This window comes from Kitasatospora sp. NPDC004669 (assembly GCF_040609455.1).
GTDB lineage: Bacteria > Actinomycetota > Actinomycetes > Streptomycetales > Streptomycetaceae > Kitasatospora.
In genome coordinates this window covers 22,323-39,362 of the sequence record NZ_JBEXKB010000029.1, presented here as the reverse complement: position 1 = coordinate 39,362, position 17,040 = coordinate 22,323, and the positions used below count along the sequence as shown (strand labels likewise).

The 17,040-nt window shown below is 71.8% G+C and carries 22 protein-coding genes; 9 read left to right on the top strand and 13 right to left on the bottom strand.

Translation table 11 applies throughout. The features are described from left to right. Nucleotides 1–129 precede the first annotated feature (129 nt). Both ABZW30_RS23655 and ABZW30_RS23650 read right to left on the bottom strand, forming a co-directional pair. Nucleotides 130–1,353, bottom strand: a complete 1,224-nt coding sequence (locus tag ABZW30_RS23655; RefSeq protein ID WP_355673157.1) for a hypothetical protein — start codon at nt 1,351–1,353, stop codon at nt 130–132. Between the two features lie 66 nt (nt 1,354–1,419). Further along, nucleotides 1,420–2,487: a hypothetical protein gene (locus tag ABZW30_RS23650; RefSeq protein ID WP_355673156.1), complete on the bottom strand. Its 1,068-nt coding sequence runs from the start codon at nt 2,485–2,487 to the stop codon at nt 1,420–1,422. A gap of 421 nt (nt 2,488–2,908) precedes the next feature. Between ABZW30_RS23650 and ABZW30_RS23645 the strand changes: the two genes are divergently transcribed. Together ABZW30_RS23645 and ABZW30_RS23640 are read left to right on the top strand one after the other, a co-directional pair. After that, the gene (locus ABZW30_RS23645; RefSeq protein WP_355673155.1) at nt 2,909–3,757 is read left to right on the top strand and encodes a helix-turn-helix transcriptional regulator; all 849 of its coding nucleotides are present in this window, start codon (nt 2,909–2,911) and stop codon (nt 3,755–3,757) included. 10 nt (nt 3,758–3,767) lie between these two features. Continuing rightward, the gene (locus ABZW30_RS23640) at nt 3,768–3,959 is read left to right on the top strand and encodes a DUF397 domain-containing protein (protein ID WP_355673154.1); all 192 of its coding nucleotides are present in this window, start codon (nt 3,768–3,770) and stop codon (nt 3,957–3,959) included. Between the two features lie 306 nt (nt 3,960–4,265). Here ABZW30_RS23640 and ABZW30_RS23635 read toward each other — a convergent pair whose 3' ends face one another. From ABZW30_RS23635 to ABZW30_RS23625, 3 genes are all read right to left on the bottom strand, one after another. After that, nucleotides 4,266–4,703, bottom strand: a complete 438-nt coding sequence (locus tag ABZW30_RS23635; protein ID WP_355673153.1) for a hypothetical protein — start codon at nt 4,701–4,703, stop codon at nt 4,266–4,268. 1 nt (nt 4,704) lies between these two features. Then, nucleotides 4,705–5,004, bottom strand: a complete 300-nt coding sequence (locus ABZW30_RS23630; RefSeq protein WP_355673152.1) for a hypothetical protein — start codon at nt 5,002–5,004, stop codon at nt 4,705–4,707. An 87-nt stretch (nt 5,005–5,091) separates the two neighbouring features. Beyond that, a complete protein-coding gene (locus tag ABZW30_RS23625) occupies nt 5,092–5,703 on the bottom strand; it encodes a lytic polysaccharide monooxygenase auxiliary activity family 9 protein (RefSeq protein ID WP_355673151.1) in 612 nt (203 codons plus the stop codon). Nucleotides 5,704–6,011: 308 nt separating this feature from the next. On the opposite strand from ABZW30_RS23625, the gene ABZW30_RS23620 reads away from it, so the two are divergent. After that, complete coding sequence (locus tag ABZW30_RS23620) at nt 6,012–6,329, top strand: DUF6191 domain-containing protein (RefSeq protein ID WP_355673150.1); 318 nt, start codon at nt 6,012–6,014, stop codon at nt 6,327–6,329. 8 nt (nt 6,330–6,337) lie between these two features. On the opposite strand, the gene ABZW30_RS23615 is transcribed toward ABZW30_RS23620, so the two are convergent. The 3 genes from ABZW30_RS23615 to ABZW30_RS23605 form a co-directional block, all read right to left on the bottom strand. Then, a complete protein-coding gene (locus tag ABZW30_RS23615) occupies nt 6,338–6,880 on the bottom strand; it encodes an SMI1/KNR4 family protein (RefSeq protein ID WP_355673149.1) in 543 nt (180 codons plus the stop codon). A 115-nt stretch (nt 6,881–6,995) separates the two neighbouring features. Further along, on the bottom strand, nt 6,996–7,475 hold the full coding sequence (locus tag ABZW30_RS23610) for a hypothetical protein (RefSeq protein WP_355673148.1): 480 nt from the start codon (nt 7,473–7,475) through the stop codon (nt 6,996–6,998). Continuing rightward, nucleotides 7,472–7,978 carry an RNA polymerase sigma factor gene (locus ABZW30_RS23605; RefSeq protein WP_355673147.1) on the bottom strand — a complete coding sequence of 169 codons (507 nt, stop codon included), beginning with the start codon at nt 7,976–7,978 and terminating at the stop codon, nt 7,472–7,474. Before ABZW30_RS23605 ends, ABZW30_RS23610 begins: the two co-directional genes overlap by 4 nt. Nucleotides 7,979–8,159: 181 nt before the next feature. Here ABZW30_RS23605 and ABZW30_RS23600 point away from each other — a divergent pair, with 181 nt between their 5' ends. Beyond that, nucleotides 8,160–8,690, top strand: a complete 531-nt coding sequence (locus ABZW30_RS23600; RefSeq protein WP_355673146.1) for a DUF3995 domain-containing protein — start codon at nt 8,160–8,162, stop codon at nt 8,688–8,690. 29 nt (nt 8,691–8,719) lie between these two features. Here the strand turns inward: ABZW30_RS23600 and ABZW30_RS23595 are convergent, their stop codons facing one another. Together ABZW30_RS23595 and ABZW30_RS23590 are read right to left on the bottom strand one after the other, a co-directional pair. Then, on the bottom strand, nt 8,720–9,157 hold the full coding sequence (locus ABZW30_RS23595; protein WP_355673145.1) for a nucleoside deaminase: 438 nt from the start codon (nt 9,155–9,157) through the stop codon (nt 8,720–8,722). After that, nucleotides 9,154–9,975 carry an LLM class flavin-dependent oxidoreductase gene (locus ABZW30_RS23590; RefSeq protein ID WP_355673144.1) on the bottom strand — a complete coding sequence of 274 codons (822 nt, stop codon included), beginning with the start codon at nt 9,973–9,975 and terminating at the stop codon, nt 9,154–9,156. The genes ABZW30_RS23595 and ABZW30_RS23590 overlap by 4 nt, the downstream gene beginning before the upstream one ends. A gap of 93 nt (nt 9,976–10,068) precedes the next feature. Here ABZW30_RS23590 and ABZW30_RS23585 point away from each other — a divergent pair, with 93 nt between their 5' ends. After that, nucleotides 10,069–10,515 (top strand): Lrp/AsnC family transcriptional regulator, encoded by a 447-nt coding sequence (locus tag ABZW30_RS23585; protein ID WP_355673143.1) that lies wholly within the window; start codon nt 10,069–10,071, stop codon nt 10,513–10,515. An 87-nt stretch (nt 10,516–10,602) separates the two neighbouring features. Here ABZW30_RS23585 and ABZW30_RS23580 read toward each other — a convergent pair whose 3' ends face one another. Beyond that, entirely contained in the window at nt 10,603–11,181 is a 579-nt protein-coding gene (locus tag ABZW30_RS23580) for a dienelactone hydrolase family protein (protein ID WP_355673142.1), read from the bottom strand. 138 nt (nt 11,182–11,319) lie between these two features. Then, nucleotides 11,320–11,697 carry a helix-turn-helix domain-containing protein gene (locus ABZW30_RS23575; RefSeq protein WP_355673141.1) on the bottom strand — a complete coding sequence of 126 codons (378 nt, stop codon included), beginning with the start codon at nt 11,695–11,697 and terminating at the stop codon, nt 11,320–11,322. Between the two features lie 122 nt (nt 11,698–11,819). On the opposite strand from ABZW30_RS23575, the gene ABZW30_RS23570 reads away from it, so the two are divergent. Continuing rightward, on the top strand, nt 11,820–13,097 hold the full coding sequence (locus ABZW30_RS23570) for an MFS transporter (protein WP_355673140.1): 1,278 nt from the start codon (nt 11,820–11,822) through the stop codon (nt 13,095–13,097). 176 nt (nt 13,098–13,273) lie between these two features. On the opposite strand, the gene ABZW30_RS23565 is transcribed toward ABZW30_RS23570, so the two are convergent. Continuing rightward, nucleotides 13,274–13,921, bottom strand: a complete 648-nt coding sequence (locus ABZW30_RS23565) for a ScbR family autoregulator-binding transcription factor (RefSeq protein WP_355673139.1) — start codon at nt 13,919–13,921, stop codon at nt 13,274–13,276. 233 nt (nt 13,922–14,154) lie between these two features. Between ABZW30_RS23565 and ABZW30_RS23560 the strand changes: the two genes are divergently transcribed. From ABZW30_RS23560 to ABZW30_RS23550, 3 genes are read left to right on the top strand one after another with little or no spacing between them, the layout of a single operon-like run. Then, nucleotides 14,155–15,114 (top strand): ScbA/BarX family gamma-butyrolactone biosynthesis protein, encoded by a 960-nt coding sequence (locus ABZW30_RS23560; protein ID WP_355673138.1) that lies wholly within the window; start codon nt 14,155–14,157, stop codon nt 15,112–15,114. After that, nucleotides 15,108–16,328: an acyl-CoA dehydrogenase family protein gene (locus tag ABZW30_RS23555; protein ID WP_355673137.1), complete on the top strand. Its 1,221-nt coding sequence runs from the start codon at nt 15,108–15,110 to the stop codon at nt 16,326–16,328. Before ABZW30_RS23560 ends, ABZW30_RS23555 begins: the two co-directional genes overlap by 7 nt. Then, nucleotides 16,325–17,023, top strand: coding sequence for an HAD-IB family hydrolase (locus ABZW30_RS23550; protein WP_355673136.1), 699 nt, complete (start codon nt 16,325–16,327; stop codon nt 17,021–17,023). The genes ABZW30_RS23555 and ABZW30_RS23550 overlap by 4 nt, the downstream gene beginning before the upstream one ends. The last annotated feature ends 17 nt before the right edge of the window (nt 17,024–17,040 follow it).

Here is a 17,040-nt window from a genome sequence, read left to right as displayed (position 1 = left end):
CTCCGGAGGCTCTGGTGCTGATCTGGTGGGCCGGCGAACGTGCAGGTCACAGGGGATGCCCTGGAAATGGATGTGGCCCGGAACACCTCTCGGGGTCCGGACCATCACTCACACGTTCACGCGTCTACTCTAGCCCGCCTCGCCGCGAGCCAGTCGCACCGCGGCGGCCTCCCGGACGGCCGTTTCCTCCATCGGATCGTCGCGCAGGTAGGCCAGACGGGCGCTCACCTCGGGCCGTTCCGGAGCGTGCTCGATCCCCAACAGCCGGGCATCGGATTCGCAGTCCCAGAGCGACTCGGTGTAGGCCTCGGCCGTCCCGGCCGCCCCGATCGCCGCCAGGGCCTTCAGGTAGGCGGGGCGCTCGTGCGAGTGCGGGGTGTGGAGCCAGAAGCGGCGCAGCAGGGAGGTCGCGTCCGCCGCCTCCGGACCGAACCGCGCCAGCCCGCGGGCGGTGTACATCGGCCCGCACCAGGCCTGCTCCACCCAGTCCCGCTCCAGCTCGGCCAGCAGCCCGGGAAGGTCCCCCTTCCCGCCGTGCCTCTCCAGCACCTCGTGCCCGAGCTGCGCCAGCCAGCGCGTGTCGGAGGCGACCCACTCCCGCCCGGCCGGCATCGCCAGGACGCCGAGCTTCCAGACCGCCCGCCCCAGCGTCGAAAGGGCGTACCGGCCGTCCGCCGTCCCGAGCGAGGGCACCAGCGGAACCAGGCCGGGCTCCGGCTCACGGCGTGCCAGCCAGATCAGCGCGCTCACCTTCCGCCAGTCCGACTCTCCCGGGTCAGCGAGCAGCTCCAACAGCTCCGCGCTGGTCAGCCCCTCCGTCGGCGCCGGCTTCTCGGCCGGACGCTCTGTCCGCTTGGCCTTCAGGCCCCAATGCATCCAAGGAAGCACCCACGACTGCGGATCCTCCGAGCCCTCCTCCAGGCGCGCCGCCGCAATGCCTTCGAGGTCGTCCCACCACTCAAGGGGCCAGCGGGCGGCCACCGAATCCAGCACGTTCACCCAGTGCTCGCCCTCCCGGACGTACGCCCGCAGCGCGTCGCGGGCCTCAGCCGAGCCGCCGAGTGCCAGCAGCTCCAGGACTCGGGTGGCCCGCCCGCAGGTGTCCTCGTCGCCGGCCAGCAGGTCGATCACGGGCTGGAGCGGCAGCTCCAGGTCCCGGGTCAGCCGAGCGAGATAGAGGTGCCGCTCGTCGACCTTCCGGTGCCAGCACCACTCCCAGCGGATACACCCGTACACCAGCTCGGCAGCCGACGACGGATCCTCCTCCGCCATCCGCGCGCCCAACCCCCGGCCGCGCTGCAACAACCCCAGAAGCGTCCCCGCCGGTGCGTACTCGTATCTCCGCTCTGCCACGGGCGCCATCGTGCCGCAACCTCCGGCGGCACTGCAGGGAATTTCGAGGGCCCCACCCGAGGGCGCTCAGGCAAGCCCGGCGAGTCGCACTCCGGCGACGCTCCTGATCCCCATCTCCTCCATCGGATCGTCCCGGAGGTAGGCCAGACGCTCGCGTACGTGAGGCGCATCGGGGGCGTGCTCGACGGCGAGCAGGCGGGCTTCGGACTGGCAGTCCCAGAGCGACTCGGTGTACGCCTCGGCCATCCCGGCCGCCCCCATCGCCGCCAGTGCCTCCAAGTAGACATGGCGCTCGTACGAGTGCGGCGTCCACAGCCAGAAGCGGCGCAGCAGGGAGACCGCGTCGGCCGCCTTCGGGCCGAACCGCGTCAGCCCGCGCGCGATGACGCTCGGCCCGCACCAGGTGCGGTCCACCCAATCCCGCTCCAGCTCGGCGATGAGAATCGGGATGTCCTGGATCTCCCCGTGCCGGGTCAGCACCCCGACGCCGGTCCAGGCCAGCCAGCGGGTGTCGGAGGCGGCCCACTCACGGGCAGCCGACAGAGCGCGGGTGCCGAGCTTGTACACGGCAAGGGCCAGCATCGGCAGTGGGTGCTCGCCGTCCGCCGTGCCGAGCGACGGGACGAGTGGGGCGAGCGCTGCGTCCGGTTCCCGTTCGTAGAGCACGCGCAATGCGTTGATCTTCCGGCTCTCCGATTCGGCCGGGTCGGCCAACAAGTCCAGCAGCGCGCCGTTCGACGACTCGGTCATCGGATCCGGCTGCTCCGCCTTCTCCGGGCCGTCCTCCCACTGCTCTTCTTCCTTGGCCTGCACCCGCAGGGCCTCCCGGGCCTCGTCCGAACCGCCGAGCGCCAGCAGCTCCAGCACGCCGGTGGCCCGGTCCCGGGTGTCCTCGTCCAGGGCGAGCATGTCGATCACCGGCCCGAGCGGCAGCTCCAGGTCCCGGATCAGCCGGGCCAGGTAGAGGTGCCGGTCGTCGACCTGCGAGTCCCAGCGCCATTCCCAACGGATGCAGCCGTAGACCAGGTCGGCGGCCGAAGCCGGGCCCTCGGCGGCTATCAGCGCGCCCTGCCCCCGGCCGCGCTGCAGGAGGCCGAGGAGAGTGTTCGCCGGTGCGTAGTGGTCGGTGCGCATGGGGTCCATCGTGCCCGCAACCCCCGGCGCACGGGCGGCGGGGGCTGGCGGGGGTCAGGCGTCCTCGTCGGGCGGGGTCGCGCGGAGGGCGGTGATGACGCCCAGGGCGACGGTCGCGAACGCGAGGGCGAGGAGGACGGCGAAGGCCGCCCCGATCAGGAATCGCACGGGCGGTCCCGCTCGGCGTCGAGGAGCAGGGTGAGGAGGTTGAGCAGAGTCGAGACCGACGCATGGGAGTTCTCCCGAGATGCGATGAAGTGGCGTGACAGCAGCCAGAGTTGACGATCCGTCGGATCGCTGTGACATCGACCACAGCCCATCTACGTCACATGTGATTCCACGTTCACGTAACTTCACTCTCAAGTGGACCCCGCGCCAAGGAGCGCGGCAGACTTGAGCCACCTCGGCAAGGAAGGAACCAATGCCGCCACGACTCAGCCCGACGCTCCGTCAACGCCGTATCGGGACCGAGCTTCGGAAGATGCGCGAGGCCGCCGGGCTGTCGACCGCCACCCTCAGCAGAGATCTCGGCATCGACAGGACTCAGGTCAGCCAGATAGAGGCAGCCAGGGTCGGCGTGAGCCCGGAGCGGCTCCGCTCCTTCGCCGCCGCTTGCAAATGCATGAACGAGCCTCTGATCGACGCCCTGGAGTCCGTGGTCCAGGACCGATCCAAGGGCTGGTGGGAGGAGTACCGCGGCACCATCCCGGACGGCTTCCTTGAAGTCGCCGAGCTTGAGAAGAGCGCAGACAGCCTCATGCTGTGGGTCCTCACCCACATGCCTGGCCCCTGCCAGACGATCAGTTATGCATCGTCGATGTTCGAACGCTCGATCCCTCCACTTCCTCGACACGAGTTGGAGGCGCGGACCGCGTTCAGAATGCATCGCAAGACGGATCTGCGCCGCGATCAGAAGCCGATGACGTTCTTCATCTACGAGTCAGCACTGTGGACTCGCTTCGGGGGCGTCGAGGTCCTCCGGGAACAACTCGCATCCCTGCTCGAAGACTCCGAGCAACCATGGATGACCGTCCGTGTCGTGCCGTTCGACATCGCCACCTTCCCCGGAGCTGTTGAGAACCTCACCTATGCATTCGGCAAGGTGCCAGAACTCGACACCGTGGAGATCGAGTCCTCCCGTGGTCCCGTCTACATGGATGCCGTCAACGAGCTCACCAGCTATCGCTCCATCTTCGCCCGCACCGAATCGATGGCGCTGAGCGAGAGCGAGTCTCGTAGCCTGATTCGCAAGATCGCACAGAGCCTATGAAAGGCCGAACATGACCTACACCGAGTGGCAGAAGTCATCCTTCAGCGGGTCCGGCAGTGAGTGCGTGGAGGTCCGTAAGGCCGACAGACTGGTTGAACTCCGCGAGTCCGACGAAGGCGAAACCATCCTCCGCACCACCCCCACCACCTTCGCCGCCCTCCTCCACGGCCTCAAGGCCGGCGAATTCGACCACCACGCCTAGAGCTTTCGCGCCCCTCGCTCTCCCCGAGCGAGGGACGCGATCAGTGGCAGAAGGCTCTGACCCGGTTCCTCCGATGCCACGAAACACTCGGAGCTCCCCGGCGCTCCGACCGACGTGCGTGGCGACCAGAGCCACATCGGGTCGCACCACACGCCGCGGCAATGGTCGCGCTCGACGGCGGCCGGAGCGCGTGGGAGGGGCAGCAGGGCCTCCTGGACCATCTGTTGGCATAGCCAGCCAACCCTCCCCACCTCCGTTGCGCAGGAAGTCGGCCCGCCCGACTTCCTGCGCAGCACAGGCCGTTCGTCAGCCGGCCGAGACCTGAAGCGTGTAATCCACGGAGACCGCGAAGGACCCCGACGATCCCCGGATGCTCAGCGTGTGGCTGCCGGGCGCCAGCGGTTCCACCTGTTCCCACAACCCGCAGGCCCGGGTGCCGAAGCGGCCCCCGTGCTGGGTGAGCGGGTTGCCGTCCACCCCGGTGACCTGTACGGGCGTCGCCTCGTACCGCTCGGGTTCCAGGGCCTGGCCGTCGAGGACGGCACTCCCCTTCGCCGAGGCCATGAACGCGTCGCAGTCGGCTGCCTCACCGACGCGGTTCACCAAGGGGAAGGCGATCGGCACCCCCGCGGGCACGGTGCACGAGCGCGTCACCGTCTCGCCGAAGGTGCCGGCCAGGAACCAGATGCCGCCCTTCTGCCCCTGGGCGCACAGGTGGCCGTCCTGGTCCGAGACGGGGTTCACGTCACTGGCGCTCGAAGCCGCCCAGGACCACCAGCGGCCCTGCAAGTCGGCAGCGCTCAACTTGGTCCCCGCGCCGGGAGAACCAGCCGCGGACGGTGCGGACGCGGTCGCAGTCGCCGCGTCGGCCGGGGAACTGCTCGCGTCCGGACGGGGCGCAACAGACGTACTGGAGCAAGCGCTGACCAGCGCGGCTGCGCCGATCAGCAGGGCCATGGATCTTCGGATGTGCATGGGCGAAGAGTACGAGGCCGCGCTCACCGCGCAGGAAGTCGGCCCGCCCGCCTTCCTGCGCAACCGACACCCCTCACCTCCGTCCCTAGCCATCCCCGCAACCTTCGCGGCCCCTCGCGCTCGTTCGCGCGAGGGGCCGCAACTGCTCGTCCGGGAACTACCGGGTGAAGTTCACGTCGATCACCTGGTAGAAGGCGTGACCGGTGTCGGCCACCTCCCACACGCCGAGGATCACGTGATAGCCGGAACGCTGCGGCAGCTTGACCGAGTGCGGCTTGCTGAGGTGCGGGTCGTTGGAAGCGTCCGGCATGTCCTCGAACTTGATGTCGCCGTACGGCTTGTACGTCGCGAACGGCTCAGGCTCGAACTGGGCGCGGCTCAGCGGGGCGCTCGGGTCCCAACCCTCCCGGGTCACGAAGTAGTTGTAGCGACGCGTCCGGTGCTTCTGCGAGAAGTTCCACTGGAAGGGAACCTCCGTGCCCGACGGGAGATCGACCTTCGGCCAGTTCCGCACCTCATCGAGCACCGCGCCGGCCGGCTCGCTCCCGCCGCTGGCGATCTTCCCGTCCGGCGGCACCGGCTTGGGTCCGCTCCTGACATCCCCCGGTGCGTCCGGGTCCGGCAACCCGACCTGGGCCGCCGGGAAGAACTTGCCCGCTTCCAGCCCGTTGGACGGCCAGCCGCCGTTGAAGTGGATGTCGGCGCGAGAGCGGGGATTCGTCATCCATCCGTGCCTGGGGGCCGCCTCGCCGTGATTCTTCGCAGCCATGTCCATCTCCTCTCCGAGTCGATGCGCAGGGCAAGGTCACGGCTGCTCAGCGGGCCGCAGCAGGCCCACATGAGCAGCATCACTTGCCCGGCTGAGATTGATGCTTCGCAGGCTACTTACTGTTCACGGCTAAAGCGCGCACGTCACCCATACGAGGCCGTCGTGTTGCGACCACCGTCCGGGAATCGGAGCCGCCATCGGCTGGGACGACTCCCCACCGCGCGGGAAGTCGGCCCATCCGACTTCCCGCGCTCTCAGATCGACGCTCAGCCGGGAACTGGCCTTCCACCCGCGCACGTTGGGCGGGCATGGTGATGATGGCAGGCCTGCTCTTCATGGCGATCCAGGTGATCGTGCCCTTCACACTGGCCTCGATCCGCCACCTCGTGGTGCGATCGGGCCACCCCGGCCGGCTGGCCCGTCGCCTGGCCGCCCGAACCCGCCCCGGCGGCATGGGCCTCGGCGCCACCGCGACCGAGGAGTTGCACGCCTTCTTCAACGCCAACAAGCGCGTCCAGACCGAACAGCGTCAGGCCCGACTCACGCTGCGCGACGACGAGCACGACGGCGCCCCGCCCCGCACGGGCATCAACCTGGACGGCGGCACCGCCGTCATCAAGCGTTGAAGGTCGCCTCAGACCTGCCACTCCCCGTCCGAGGGCCACTGCCGGACCCACTCAGCGAACCCCCAGGCCTCCGGCCCGGGCACCGGGAGCGCCCCGACGTCGGACACCATCCAGACCTCGCCCCGCCGGGGCCCCGTCGTCACAAGCAGCCAGAACGACTGCCCGTCGTCGGACCCGAGCACCACCGACCCGTGCAGGAACACCGCGTCGATGCGGGGGTCGTCCGGGTCGACGCTCTCGTCGTCCTCCCACGGCCAGGCCGCCTCCAGCGGGAACGGCTCCGCCGGGCGCCGCTCGCCCAGGTCCGGCCAGCCGTCGGGCAGCCAGCCCAGCGGCTGCAGGCCGCCGTCCTCCGCCGGGCCGAGGCTGCAGCCGTTGCTGATCTCCGCGACGAAGGTCCGGTACGGCTCCGGCAGGACGATGCCGTGCTCCGCCTCCCAGCTCGCGACCCCCTCGCCACCCAGGGCCGGTTCCCGCCACTCCGGAGGGAAGGCGGTGCGCAGGGCATCGAGGACGGCCTCGTCGGGACGCTGATCAGGGGTACGAGTCACGGCACGATGCTCGCAGAGACCCCCGACACCGCACGCCGCGGCCCCTCACGCCGAACGCCCCCGCGAGGAGCCGTGACGCGCCCACCGACCCGCAGTCCGCTGCTCTGCCGCGTGCCTACCCCTCCTCCAGGAGAGCGGCGAACCGCGCCAGCGGGTCCCCGGTGAACGGGCGCAGCGCCGGCGCGAGGAGGCGCGCCCCCCGGAAGCGCAGGCCGCCGAGGAACGCGAAGCGGGTGGTGCCGTCGGTCTCGGGGCGGGCCGCCATGCCACCGAGCACCAGACGGCTCTGCATCAGGCACCAGCCGGGGGCGAGGTCGATGTCGAAGCTCGCCCGCAACCGGCTGTGGCCGTGGATCCGCGCCCGGAGGAATCCGGTCGGGCCGGCGGTGGTGAGCCGGACCGTGTGGACGTCGGGGATCCAGAGCGGCATCGTGCGTTCCAGGTCCTGGGCGATCGACCAGACCTGCTCGAACGGCGCATCGAGCACGGTCTCGCCGACCCGGGCCGCTCCGGGCGCGGTGGCGGCGATCACGTGCAGTCGGCGGACGGGGTCGAAGTCGGCGACGGGCCACTGCGGCGTCGGGTTCTCGGTCACTGCTGCCACTCCTTTCGGAAGCTGAGTCGGGCCCGGGAGAGCCGGGACTTGACCGTCCCGGGCGCGACCGCGAGGAGCTCCGCGGTCTGCCGTTCGTCCAGCCCCTCCAGGTCGCGCAGCAGCAGGACGGCGCGGTGCTCCGGGGAGAGCCGGGCGAGCACGTCGCGGATGTCCGTGGCCAGTTGGGGGTCGCCGGGCGCGGGGATCTCGTCGAGCTCGGCCGGCCGGGAGCGCGCGGAGCGGGTGGCGCACCGCACCGCCTCGCGCACCGCGATGGCCCGCACCCAGCCGAACAGCGCTGCGGGCTCCTGGAGTTGGCGCAGTTTGCGGAAGACCACGATGAGCGCTTCCTGGGTCGCGTCCGCGCCGTCGTCCAGTGCGATCGGACCGCAGAGCCTGCGAACGTACGGGGTGATCAGGTCCAGCAGCCGGCCGACCGCGAGTTGGTCGCCGCCCTGGGCGGCCCGGACCAGCTCGGCGAGTCCGGGCGGTGGCTCCTGCATGGTGCTCTCTCCGCTCTCTCCGTCGATCGGCAACAAGGGGTCCGCGGGTGGAGGGCTCGAAGCGGCGAAAGGTTCCCTGCGGCTTCCGCCCGACCGCGGTGTTCCTCGTCACAGGAACGGATCGACGGGCGAAGTGCTCCTCCGGGTGTCCGAGCGTCCTGACACTCCGTGAGGCAACAACATGAGCGACGAGATGATCAACGCCACGAAGCCGGCGAGCATCCGCAGCAGGGCCACCGCGGTCGGCGCCGTGCTGGCGGTGGACGGCCTGATCCACCTGTACTGGGCCACCGGACGGACCTGGCCGGTGCACGACACCACCCGGCTGTCGCAGCTGGTGCTCAACACCCAGGTGCCGTTCACCCCGCAAGGGCTGGTCCCACTCGCGGGACTGCTCCTGTCCGGCGCGACGCTGGTGGTGGTCCAGGGCGGGCGGCTGCCGGGCCTGGACCACCGACTGCCCTCGGTGCTGCCGCGCTGGGCGACCCGGGCGGTGGCCGGCGGGCTGCTGGCGCGCGGCGCGGTCGGACTGGTCTGGGCGACCGGAGCCTGGGCGGACCCGGGCGACACCTTCTACTCGCTCAATCTGCTGCTCTACACCCCGCTGTGCCTGCTGCTGGGCCGGGCGGCCTGGCAGGTGTCGGCGGCGAGCACGCCAGCGGTGGGCACGGTGGCGGCCGAGGTGCGGCAGGCACGGACCCTGCGGGCCTGAGCGGAAGCGCCACTGCGCGGGAGTTCGACTCAACTCCGCCGGTAGTACGCCTCGACCGGCCCGCGCGCCGTCTCGAAGAGCGCCGGACCGTCCTGGGCCACTACCGGCCACGCCCCCGACTCCGGGTTGAGCTCGACGAGTTGCTCGGTCGCCAGCGCGAACACCACCCGTCCGAGGCCGGAGCGGACGATCGCGCCCGCGCACATGCCGCACGGCTGGCAGCTGGTGTACATGGTCGTGCGGGCGGCCACTTCCGGGTCCAGCTCCCGGGCGGCCCAGCGGGCGAGCTTCAGTTCGGGGTGGGCCGTGATGTCGTCGTCCCGCCGGACGGTGTTGTGAGCCTCGGCCAGGACCGTCCCGTCCGGTCCGGCCAGCAGCGAGCCGTAGGGCGCGTCGCCCAGCTCGACCGCCCGGGCCGAGACGGCGATCGCGCGCCGCAGCAGCGCCTCGTCGGCAACCGTGATCACGACTCCGCCCTCCCCTGGGCCTTCCAGTGTTCCGAAACCGCCGTCAAAGCCCGCCATGCCGCCTCGGGTCGACGGGTCTCCTCCGGGTCGCCGTGGTACGGGTCCAGCACCACGGCCTCGGCGCCCAACGCGCGCAGCTCCGTGAGGTCTCCGATCACCTGCGCCAAGTCGCCTACCCCTGCGGGCCGTTCGGGATCCGCCACCGGCGCGTCGGTGAGCCGCAGCGCGATCCGCGGCGCGAACCCCGGCATGGCGTGCTCCGCCAGCACCGACCGCATCTGCGCGATCGGCAGCCGCAGCGGGTGCCAGGCGTCGCCGAACTTCACCGCCCGACGGAGCGCCGCCCCGCTGTGCCCGCCGATCCAGACCGGCGGCACGGCGGCCTCCTGCCCTCGCCAGGCGTCCCGCATCACCCCCAGGTACTCGTCCGTCAGCCGCCCGCGTGCGCCGTACGGCACCCCGAGCGCGTCGAACTCCTGCCGCGCCCAGCCGACTCCGATGCCGAGCACGAACCGCCCGCCGCTGAGCCGGTGCAGGCTGCTCGCCATCCGGGCCACCAGCAGCGGGTGGCGGTACGGCAGCACCAGCACCGTCGTCCCCAGCCGCAGGCCGTCGGTTTGCCCTGCCAGCCATGACAGCGTCGTGAACGGGTCGTAGAACGGCTCCGGGTAGCGCTGGGCCACATCCGCGGTCACGACCACGTGGTCCGACACCATCAGCAGGTCGAACCCGAGGCCCTCCACCACCATCGCCCATGCGCGCAGCACGCCGGGGTCGGTGCCCGGTCCGAAGTTCGGTACGTTGACGCCAAGTTGCATGCCCCGAGGCTATTCCCGGGCAGACCCCGTCCGGAACCAGATCCTCCCGGCGATCACTCCCGTCCGCCGCGAATCTCCCGGTAATATCGCCCGATGACCGCGAACCTCGACGACACCGACTGGGCGATCATCGACCAGCTCCAGCAGGAGGCCCGGATCTCCCTCAGCGAGCTGGGCCGCCGGGTCAATCTGAGCCCCTCCGCCACCACCGAACGGGTGCGGAACCTGGAGTCGCTGGGCGTCATCACCGGCTACCACGCCACCGTCGACCTGGCCAAGGTCGGCTACCCGGTGCTCGCCGTGGTCCGCCTGAAGTACCCGGGCAACCGTCACCAGCCCCTGCACCGCGTCCTCGCCGACCGCCGCGAGATCCTGGAGTGCCTGCGCACCACCGGCGACGACTGTTACACCCTCAAGGTGGCCGCAACGTCGATGGAGCACCTGGAGACCCTCGTCGACGAACTCGCCGGTTTCGGCAGCACCACCACCAGCGTCGTCTACAGCCAGACCCTCCCGCGCCGCGGTCCGGCGCGGCCCTGAGCCCCGTACGGCCAGGGCGGCGAACCGCTCCCGCAGCGCGGGAAGTCGGCCGGTCCGACTTCCCGCACCGACCGTCACGACGGCGGGTCAGTCCTCCAGGTCGGCGAGGAAGTCCAGCGCCGCCGCCCAGGCGCGCTCCGCGGCCTCCTCGTCGTAGTCGGGCAGGTCCGCGTCGGTGAACAGGTGCCCGGCGCCCTGGTAGCGGTGCACCTCGACCTCGGCTCCGGCCCGCCGCATCCGCAGGTACCAGGCGTTCAGCCAGTCCTCCGGCTCGTACGGGTCCGGGTCGGCCATGTGCAGCTGGACCGGGATCGAGGTCGCCGCGTCCTCCCGCAGGTCCGAGGTGCCGTGCAGGAGCAGCAGCCCGCGCGCCTTCTCGTCCGCGAGCGCCAGGTTCTGCGCGACCGCGCCGCCGAGCGAGAAGCCGGCGTACACCAGCCCGCCCTCGGAGAACGGGGCGACCGCGGTCACGGCCCGCTTCAGCAGTTCGTCGCTGCCACCGATCTCCTCCTGGTAGGCCTGCGCGGCCTCGGAGTCGTCGAAGGTGCGCCCCTCGAACAGATCCGGGGTGTGCACGGTGTGCCCGGCGGCGCGCAGCCGGTCCGCGGCGGCGTGCACGGCCGGGCGCAGCCCGTGGGCGGAGTGGAAGAGGACGATCTGGGCCACGGTTCGGGGTCCTTCGGCGAATGAGATCAGGGGTACCCACCCATGATCCCGCATCCCCGCCCGACCGCCCGGCCGCCACAGGGCGACCAATGCGGTGAGGCCCCCGGCGGTCCTACCCGCCGGGGGCCGAGGCGCTGGTCAGGCCTGCGGGGTCCAGGCGGCGACCAGGTCGAGCAGCCCGGGGAAGCGGGCGTTGAGGTCGTCCACCCGGACGTGGCTGCGGCGCTCCAGCCCGTACTGACGCTGGCGCGTCACCCCCGCCTCGCGCAGCGCCTTGAAGTGGTGCGTGAGCGAGGACTTGGGCCGGTCGAGACCGAACCAGCCGCAGGAGTGGTCGAAGTCCTCGGACTCCAGCAGGAGTTTGCGGACGATGGTCAGCCGCAGCGGGTCGCTGAGCGCACCCATGACGTGCTCCAGGCGCAGCTCCTCCACGGCCGGCTCGGCCAGCGGTTCGGGCAGGTCGGACGGCTCTGGGAGCACCTTGAAGGCGGGTGCGTGGGCCGTGGTCGTAGGCATAGGCAGCTCCTCGACTCCTCATAACTCGGTTCCTATGTAGTACGACTTGAATCGTACTGCATGCTAAGTTCGACTCGACTCGTACTGCTGGAGAGCCAACAGTCAGATCGGGAGGAACCGTCATGTCCGAGACCAGGACCGCACCCGTCCAGGCCGTCGAGGAGGTGCAGCGCACCGCGACCGCCAAGGCCACCACCGCCCCCGCCGCCGCCAAGCCCGCCACCCCGCTGTGGTGGGTGTGGCTGGCCGCATGGCCGGTCACCGCCGTCTTCGTCCTGTCGAACGCGGCCACGCCGCTGTACGTGCTGTGGCAGCACGACATCGGTTTCTCCAAGGGCACCCTGACCGTGGTGTTCGCCTTCTACATCGTCGGTCTGATCGGCTCGCTGCTGGTCTCCGGCGTGGTCTCCGACCGGGTCGGCCGCAAGCCCGTCCTGCTCCCGGCACTGGCACTCGGCCTCGCCGCCTGCCTGATCTTCGGAACGGCCACCAGCGTGGCCGCGCTGATCGTGGCGCGACTGTTCACCGGCATCGCGGTCGGCGCGGTCGTCTCGGCCGGCATGGCCGCGGTCACCGACGTGGCCGGACCCGAGCGCAAGCGGATCGCCGCCCTGCTCGCCTCCTGCGCGATGGTCTTCGGTGCCGGCCTCGGCCCGCTGCTCGCCGGTGTGCTCTCCGAGCTGGCCCCCGGGCCGACGGTCACCGTGTTCATCGTCGAGGCCGTGGTCCTGGCCAGCGCCGTGCTGGTCGTGCTGCGGATGCCGGTGCGCCGCCCCGAGAACCGCGGCAAGGGCGCCTGGATCCGGGTGCCCGGCGTCCCGAGCGGCAACGGTCGCCAGCTCGCCCTCGGCATCGCGGTGTTCGCCCCCGGCATCACCGCCACCTCGTTCGTGCTCTCGCTCGGCCCCTCGCTGCTGTCCGGTCTGCTCGGCACCACCAACCGGATCGTCGCCGGCGCCATGGCCTTCGTGATGTTCCTGGCCGCCACCGGCGTGCAGTTCGCCGTCCAGAAGCTGCGCCGCCGCACCATCCTGACGGCCGGCGCGGTGAGCACCATGCTGAGCATGGTCGCGCTGATCATCGCGGTGCACTCCGAGGCGGTCGCGGTCCTGATCATCGCCGCGCTGCTGGCCGGCGCCGGCCAGGGCATGGGCCAGCTCGGCGGCCTGTCGCTGCTCAACTCCACCATCGCGCCGCAGCGGCTCGCCGAGGCCAACGCCGCCCTCAACGTGGGCGGTTACATCCCGGCCGGCATCCTGCCGGTCTCGGCCGGCTACCTCAGCGACGCGGTGGGCCTGACCAACGGCGCCACGATCTTCGGCGCCGTCCTGACCGCCCTCGCGGTGATCGGCGGCCTGGTGGTCCTGTCCACCAAGCGCCAGGTGACGGACCCGGCCTGACCGGCCGTACGAGACAGCACGCCCTCCCGGAGGACGGTGCACCGGCTGCCCAGCGGTGCTCCGTCCCCCGGGCGTCCGCCGTTCACGGCCGGTGAACGTCCACCGTTCACCGGCCGACGAACGGCCGCCGAACGGCCGCCGTTCACGACAGACGGGCGCGATGCGGACGGAGCGGCTCACTCCGTCCGCATCGCCCGGAACAGCAGATCGCTCAGATCCCGCCAACGGCCCACCACGTCGGCCCGTCCGCTGAGAACGTCGGAGACATGCTGCGAACCGAAGAACGCCGACACCAGGGAGCGCGCCGCGCGCCCCGGGACCACGTCGGCGCGCAGTTCGCCCGCCTCCTGCGCGGAGGTCAGCAGGGACTCCAGCAGGGAGACCCAGTCGACGTACGGGGTGGGCAACTCGACGTCGATCTGCGGCCGTTCGATCTGCAGCCGGGCACCGGCCTGCACGATCACGTCGTCCTGGAACGCGACGGCCGCCCGGTCCAGCATCCGGGCGGCGGTCTCCAGGGGGGCGAGCTCCTCCCGGGCGACCTCATCGAGCAGTTTCGGCCAACGTGCGTAGTGCTCCTCCACGATCGCCACGGCCAGTGCTTCCTTGGTCGGGTAGTGGAAGTACACGGCGCCCTTGGTCATCTCGACCCGGTCGGCGACGTCCTTGACCGACGTCTGGCGGAAACCCCGCTCGGTGAAGAGCTCGGCGGCCCCGATCAGGACCCGCTGCCGGGTCCTGGCGGAGCGCTCCTGCTTGGGGTCGGAACCCCGCCGAACCGGGGTTTTGGGTGGGGCGAAGACAATGGCTTGCGGCTCCGGCATGCGGGGAACTCTCCGTCGTCGGTCGGCATGGCGCCGTGGTGGGTGGGCAGGGTGTCGCGGGTGGATCGTGTTCGGTCGTGTTCGATGACAAAAAACTTACCCCTCAAGATTCCTTCCTGAAGGTATATTTCTCGGCGTCGCCACGTGCCGCGTCGGGACGATACCGGCGCATGGGCTGGCACGGCGAGCCAGGAGGGGGTCTGCTCATGCATGTCGTACCTGGACTTGAACCGATGACCGGCCGTCCGGGGCCGGAGCACCACTGGAAGAGCATGGAGTTCGAGCGCCGCGTCCCGCGGGCGTCCGTCCACAAGGCGGCCGACGCGGAGGTCCTGCTCACGGACGCGCAGCGGCTCGGCACCGGCCGGTTCGCGGTCGCGGCCCGCTGGGACCGGGACCACTACCTGGCCCACCACGGCGGCCCCGCAGCCGACCCCGTGATGCTGGTGGAAACCACCCGCCAGACCGCCATCCACCTGTCCCACCGCTTCCTCGACATCCCGTACGGCATGCCGTTCGTGCTGAGCGAGGCCTCCGTCGACCTCACCGAGGCGCTCCCCCCGGTGGGCCCGGAGCACCTCACCGTCGGGCTCGACGTCATCTGCCACCGCCCCGCCGAGGGCGCCCGGCGCCTACGCCTGGAGCTGGAGGCCGACGTCCTGGTCCGGCACCGAGTGATCGGTAGAACCCGGCTGCGCTGGCAGCCGATGGAGCCCAACCGCTACACCATGCTGCGCCACCGCGGCCGCGAGCCCCGGACCTCGCCGCTGCCCGAGCCGCCCCGGATCCCGCTGTCGCCGGCCACCGTCGGCCAGCGCACCGAGCGGGACGTCCTGATCGCCGCCGACCCGATGCGGGCGAACGCCTGGTGGCTGCGGCTCGACCTGGACCACCCGGTGCTGTTCGACCACGAGTCCGACCACGTGCCGGGCATGGCGCTGGTCGAGGCGTTCCGGCAGGCCGGCCGGGTCGCCGCGGCGGACCACCGGCCGGGCGCCGGCGGCGTCACGCTGCTCACGGTGGAGTTCACCGCCTTCGGCGAGCTGGACGCGCCGGTGGCGATCACCGCCGAGCCCGCCGGCCTCGACGTCTTCACCCTGCGCGCCCACCAGGGCGAGCGGGAACTCGCCCACGCCACGGTCCGCTGCGGCGCGGCCGAGCCGGTCCGGACCCTGCTGGAGGCGGCGTGCTGAACGCCCCCGAGGCCCCCCACCGGGCCACCACCCGCGCCACCACCGGGACCACCGACCCGACCACCCCGCCGACCACCGACCTGCCGGCCGCCGACCAACCGCAGGATGGCCGGAACACAGCCGCCCCCCAGGAGGCGTTGAACCTGCTCACCGAGCTCGCACGTCATGACGCCCACACCGCCGAGGAGCAGCGCAGGCTCACCCCGCAGGTCGCCGACGCCCTGGTCGACGCGGGCTTCCCGCGCCACTTCGTCCCGGCCCGGTGGGGCGGTGCGGCCGGGAGCTTCGTCGGCCTGCTCGCCGACGCCTCGGCCGCCGCCGAGGCCTGCGCCGCCACCGGCTGGTGCGCCGCCCTGTTCGCGGCGCACGGCCGACTGGCCGCCTACCTGCCCGAACAGGGGCAGCGGGACCTCTGGGCGGACGGCCCGGACGTCCGGATCGCCGCATCGATCATCCCGCCGCAGGGCCGCGCCACCGAGGTGGCCGGCGGCTGGCGGCTGGACGGCGAGTGGCGCACCGCCAGCGGGGTCGACCACGCCGAGTGGGTGCTGCTGGCCTCCTGGACCCTGGGGCCGGACGGCATCCGGGAGCACCGGATCTTCGCCGTGCCGCGCACCGAGCTGGCCGTCCGGGACACCTGGGACCCGGTCGGTCTGCGGGGCAGCGGCAGCAACAGCCTGGTCGGCGACGGGGTGGTCGTCCCGGCGCACCGCTCGTTCACGCTGAGCGCGTTACTGAGCCCACTGCCCGACGCGGCCCGCTGCCACCGCGTCCCGTACCCGATGGTCGCCGGCCTGATCTTCGCGGCGCCGGTGCTGGGTGCCGCCAGGGCGGCGCTGCAGGCCTGGACGGACGAGTGCGGGCCGACCGCGCCGGGCAAGCCCGGCCGGAGCCTGCTGCTCGCCCGCACCTCCGCGCGGATCCACGCGGCGGGCCTGCTGCTGGAGCACGCCGCCGACCGCGCGGACCGGGGCACGGTCACGCCGCTCTCGGTGGCCGAGAACCGCCGGGACGCGGCCACCGCGGCCGCCATGTGCCGGGAGGCGGTGGACGAGCTCTTCCACGCCTCCGGCATGCGCGGCCAGTCCTCGGACAGCCGGGTGCAGCGCGCCTGGCGGGACGTCACGACCGCCGCCGGGCACGGCGCCCTGGACCTCGAAACGGCGGCCGGGGTGTACGCGGACGCGGCTCTGGCGAACCGGGGTTCCCGATGACCGGAGCGGCTCTGCGGGTGCGCCCGGCCCTCGCCTTCTTCGACGTCGACGAGACCGTGATCGCCGAGAAGAGCCCGGTCGCGTTCTGGCGGTACTGGCAGGACCGGCACCCCGGCCGGGTCGCCGCCGACCTCCCGGACCTGTCGTCCGAGGTCGCGGCGACCCCCGACCGCGAGGCGCTGAACCGCCGCTACTACCGGCGCTACGCCGGCGTACCGCTGGCCGAGCTGGAGGCGGCCGGCCGACGCTGGTACGGGGAGTACCGCCGTGGCGGTACGGCCTTCGTGCTGCCCATGCTCGCCGCCGTCGCCGAACACCGGGCGGCGGGCCGCCGGGTCGTGCTGGTCTCGGGCTCGATGCGCCCTCTCCTGGCCGCGCTGGCCGAGGAGTTGGGCGCGACCCTGGTCTGCACCGAGCTGCTGGTGGACGCCGACGGGGTGTTGACCGGTGAGGTCCGGCGTCCGATGATCGGGCAGGCCAAGGCCGAGGCCGCAGGCCGGCTGATGCGCGAGCACGGCGCGGACCCGGCCGACTGCTTCGCGTACGGGGACCACGAGAGCGACCTCGCCCTGCTGCGCGCGGTGGGGCGGCCGGTGGTGGTGGGGGACTCCCCGCTGCTGAAAGAGGAGGCTGGACGCTTCGGCTGGCCGGTGACCCCGGCCCGTCGGGGGCCGTTGGAGGCGGGACACGCATGATCAGCTCGGCGGACCGG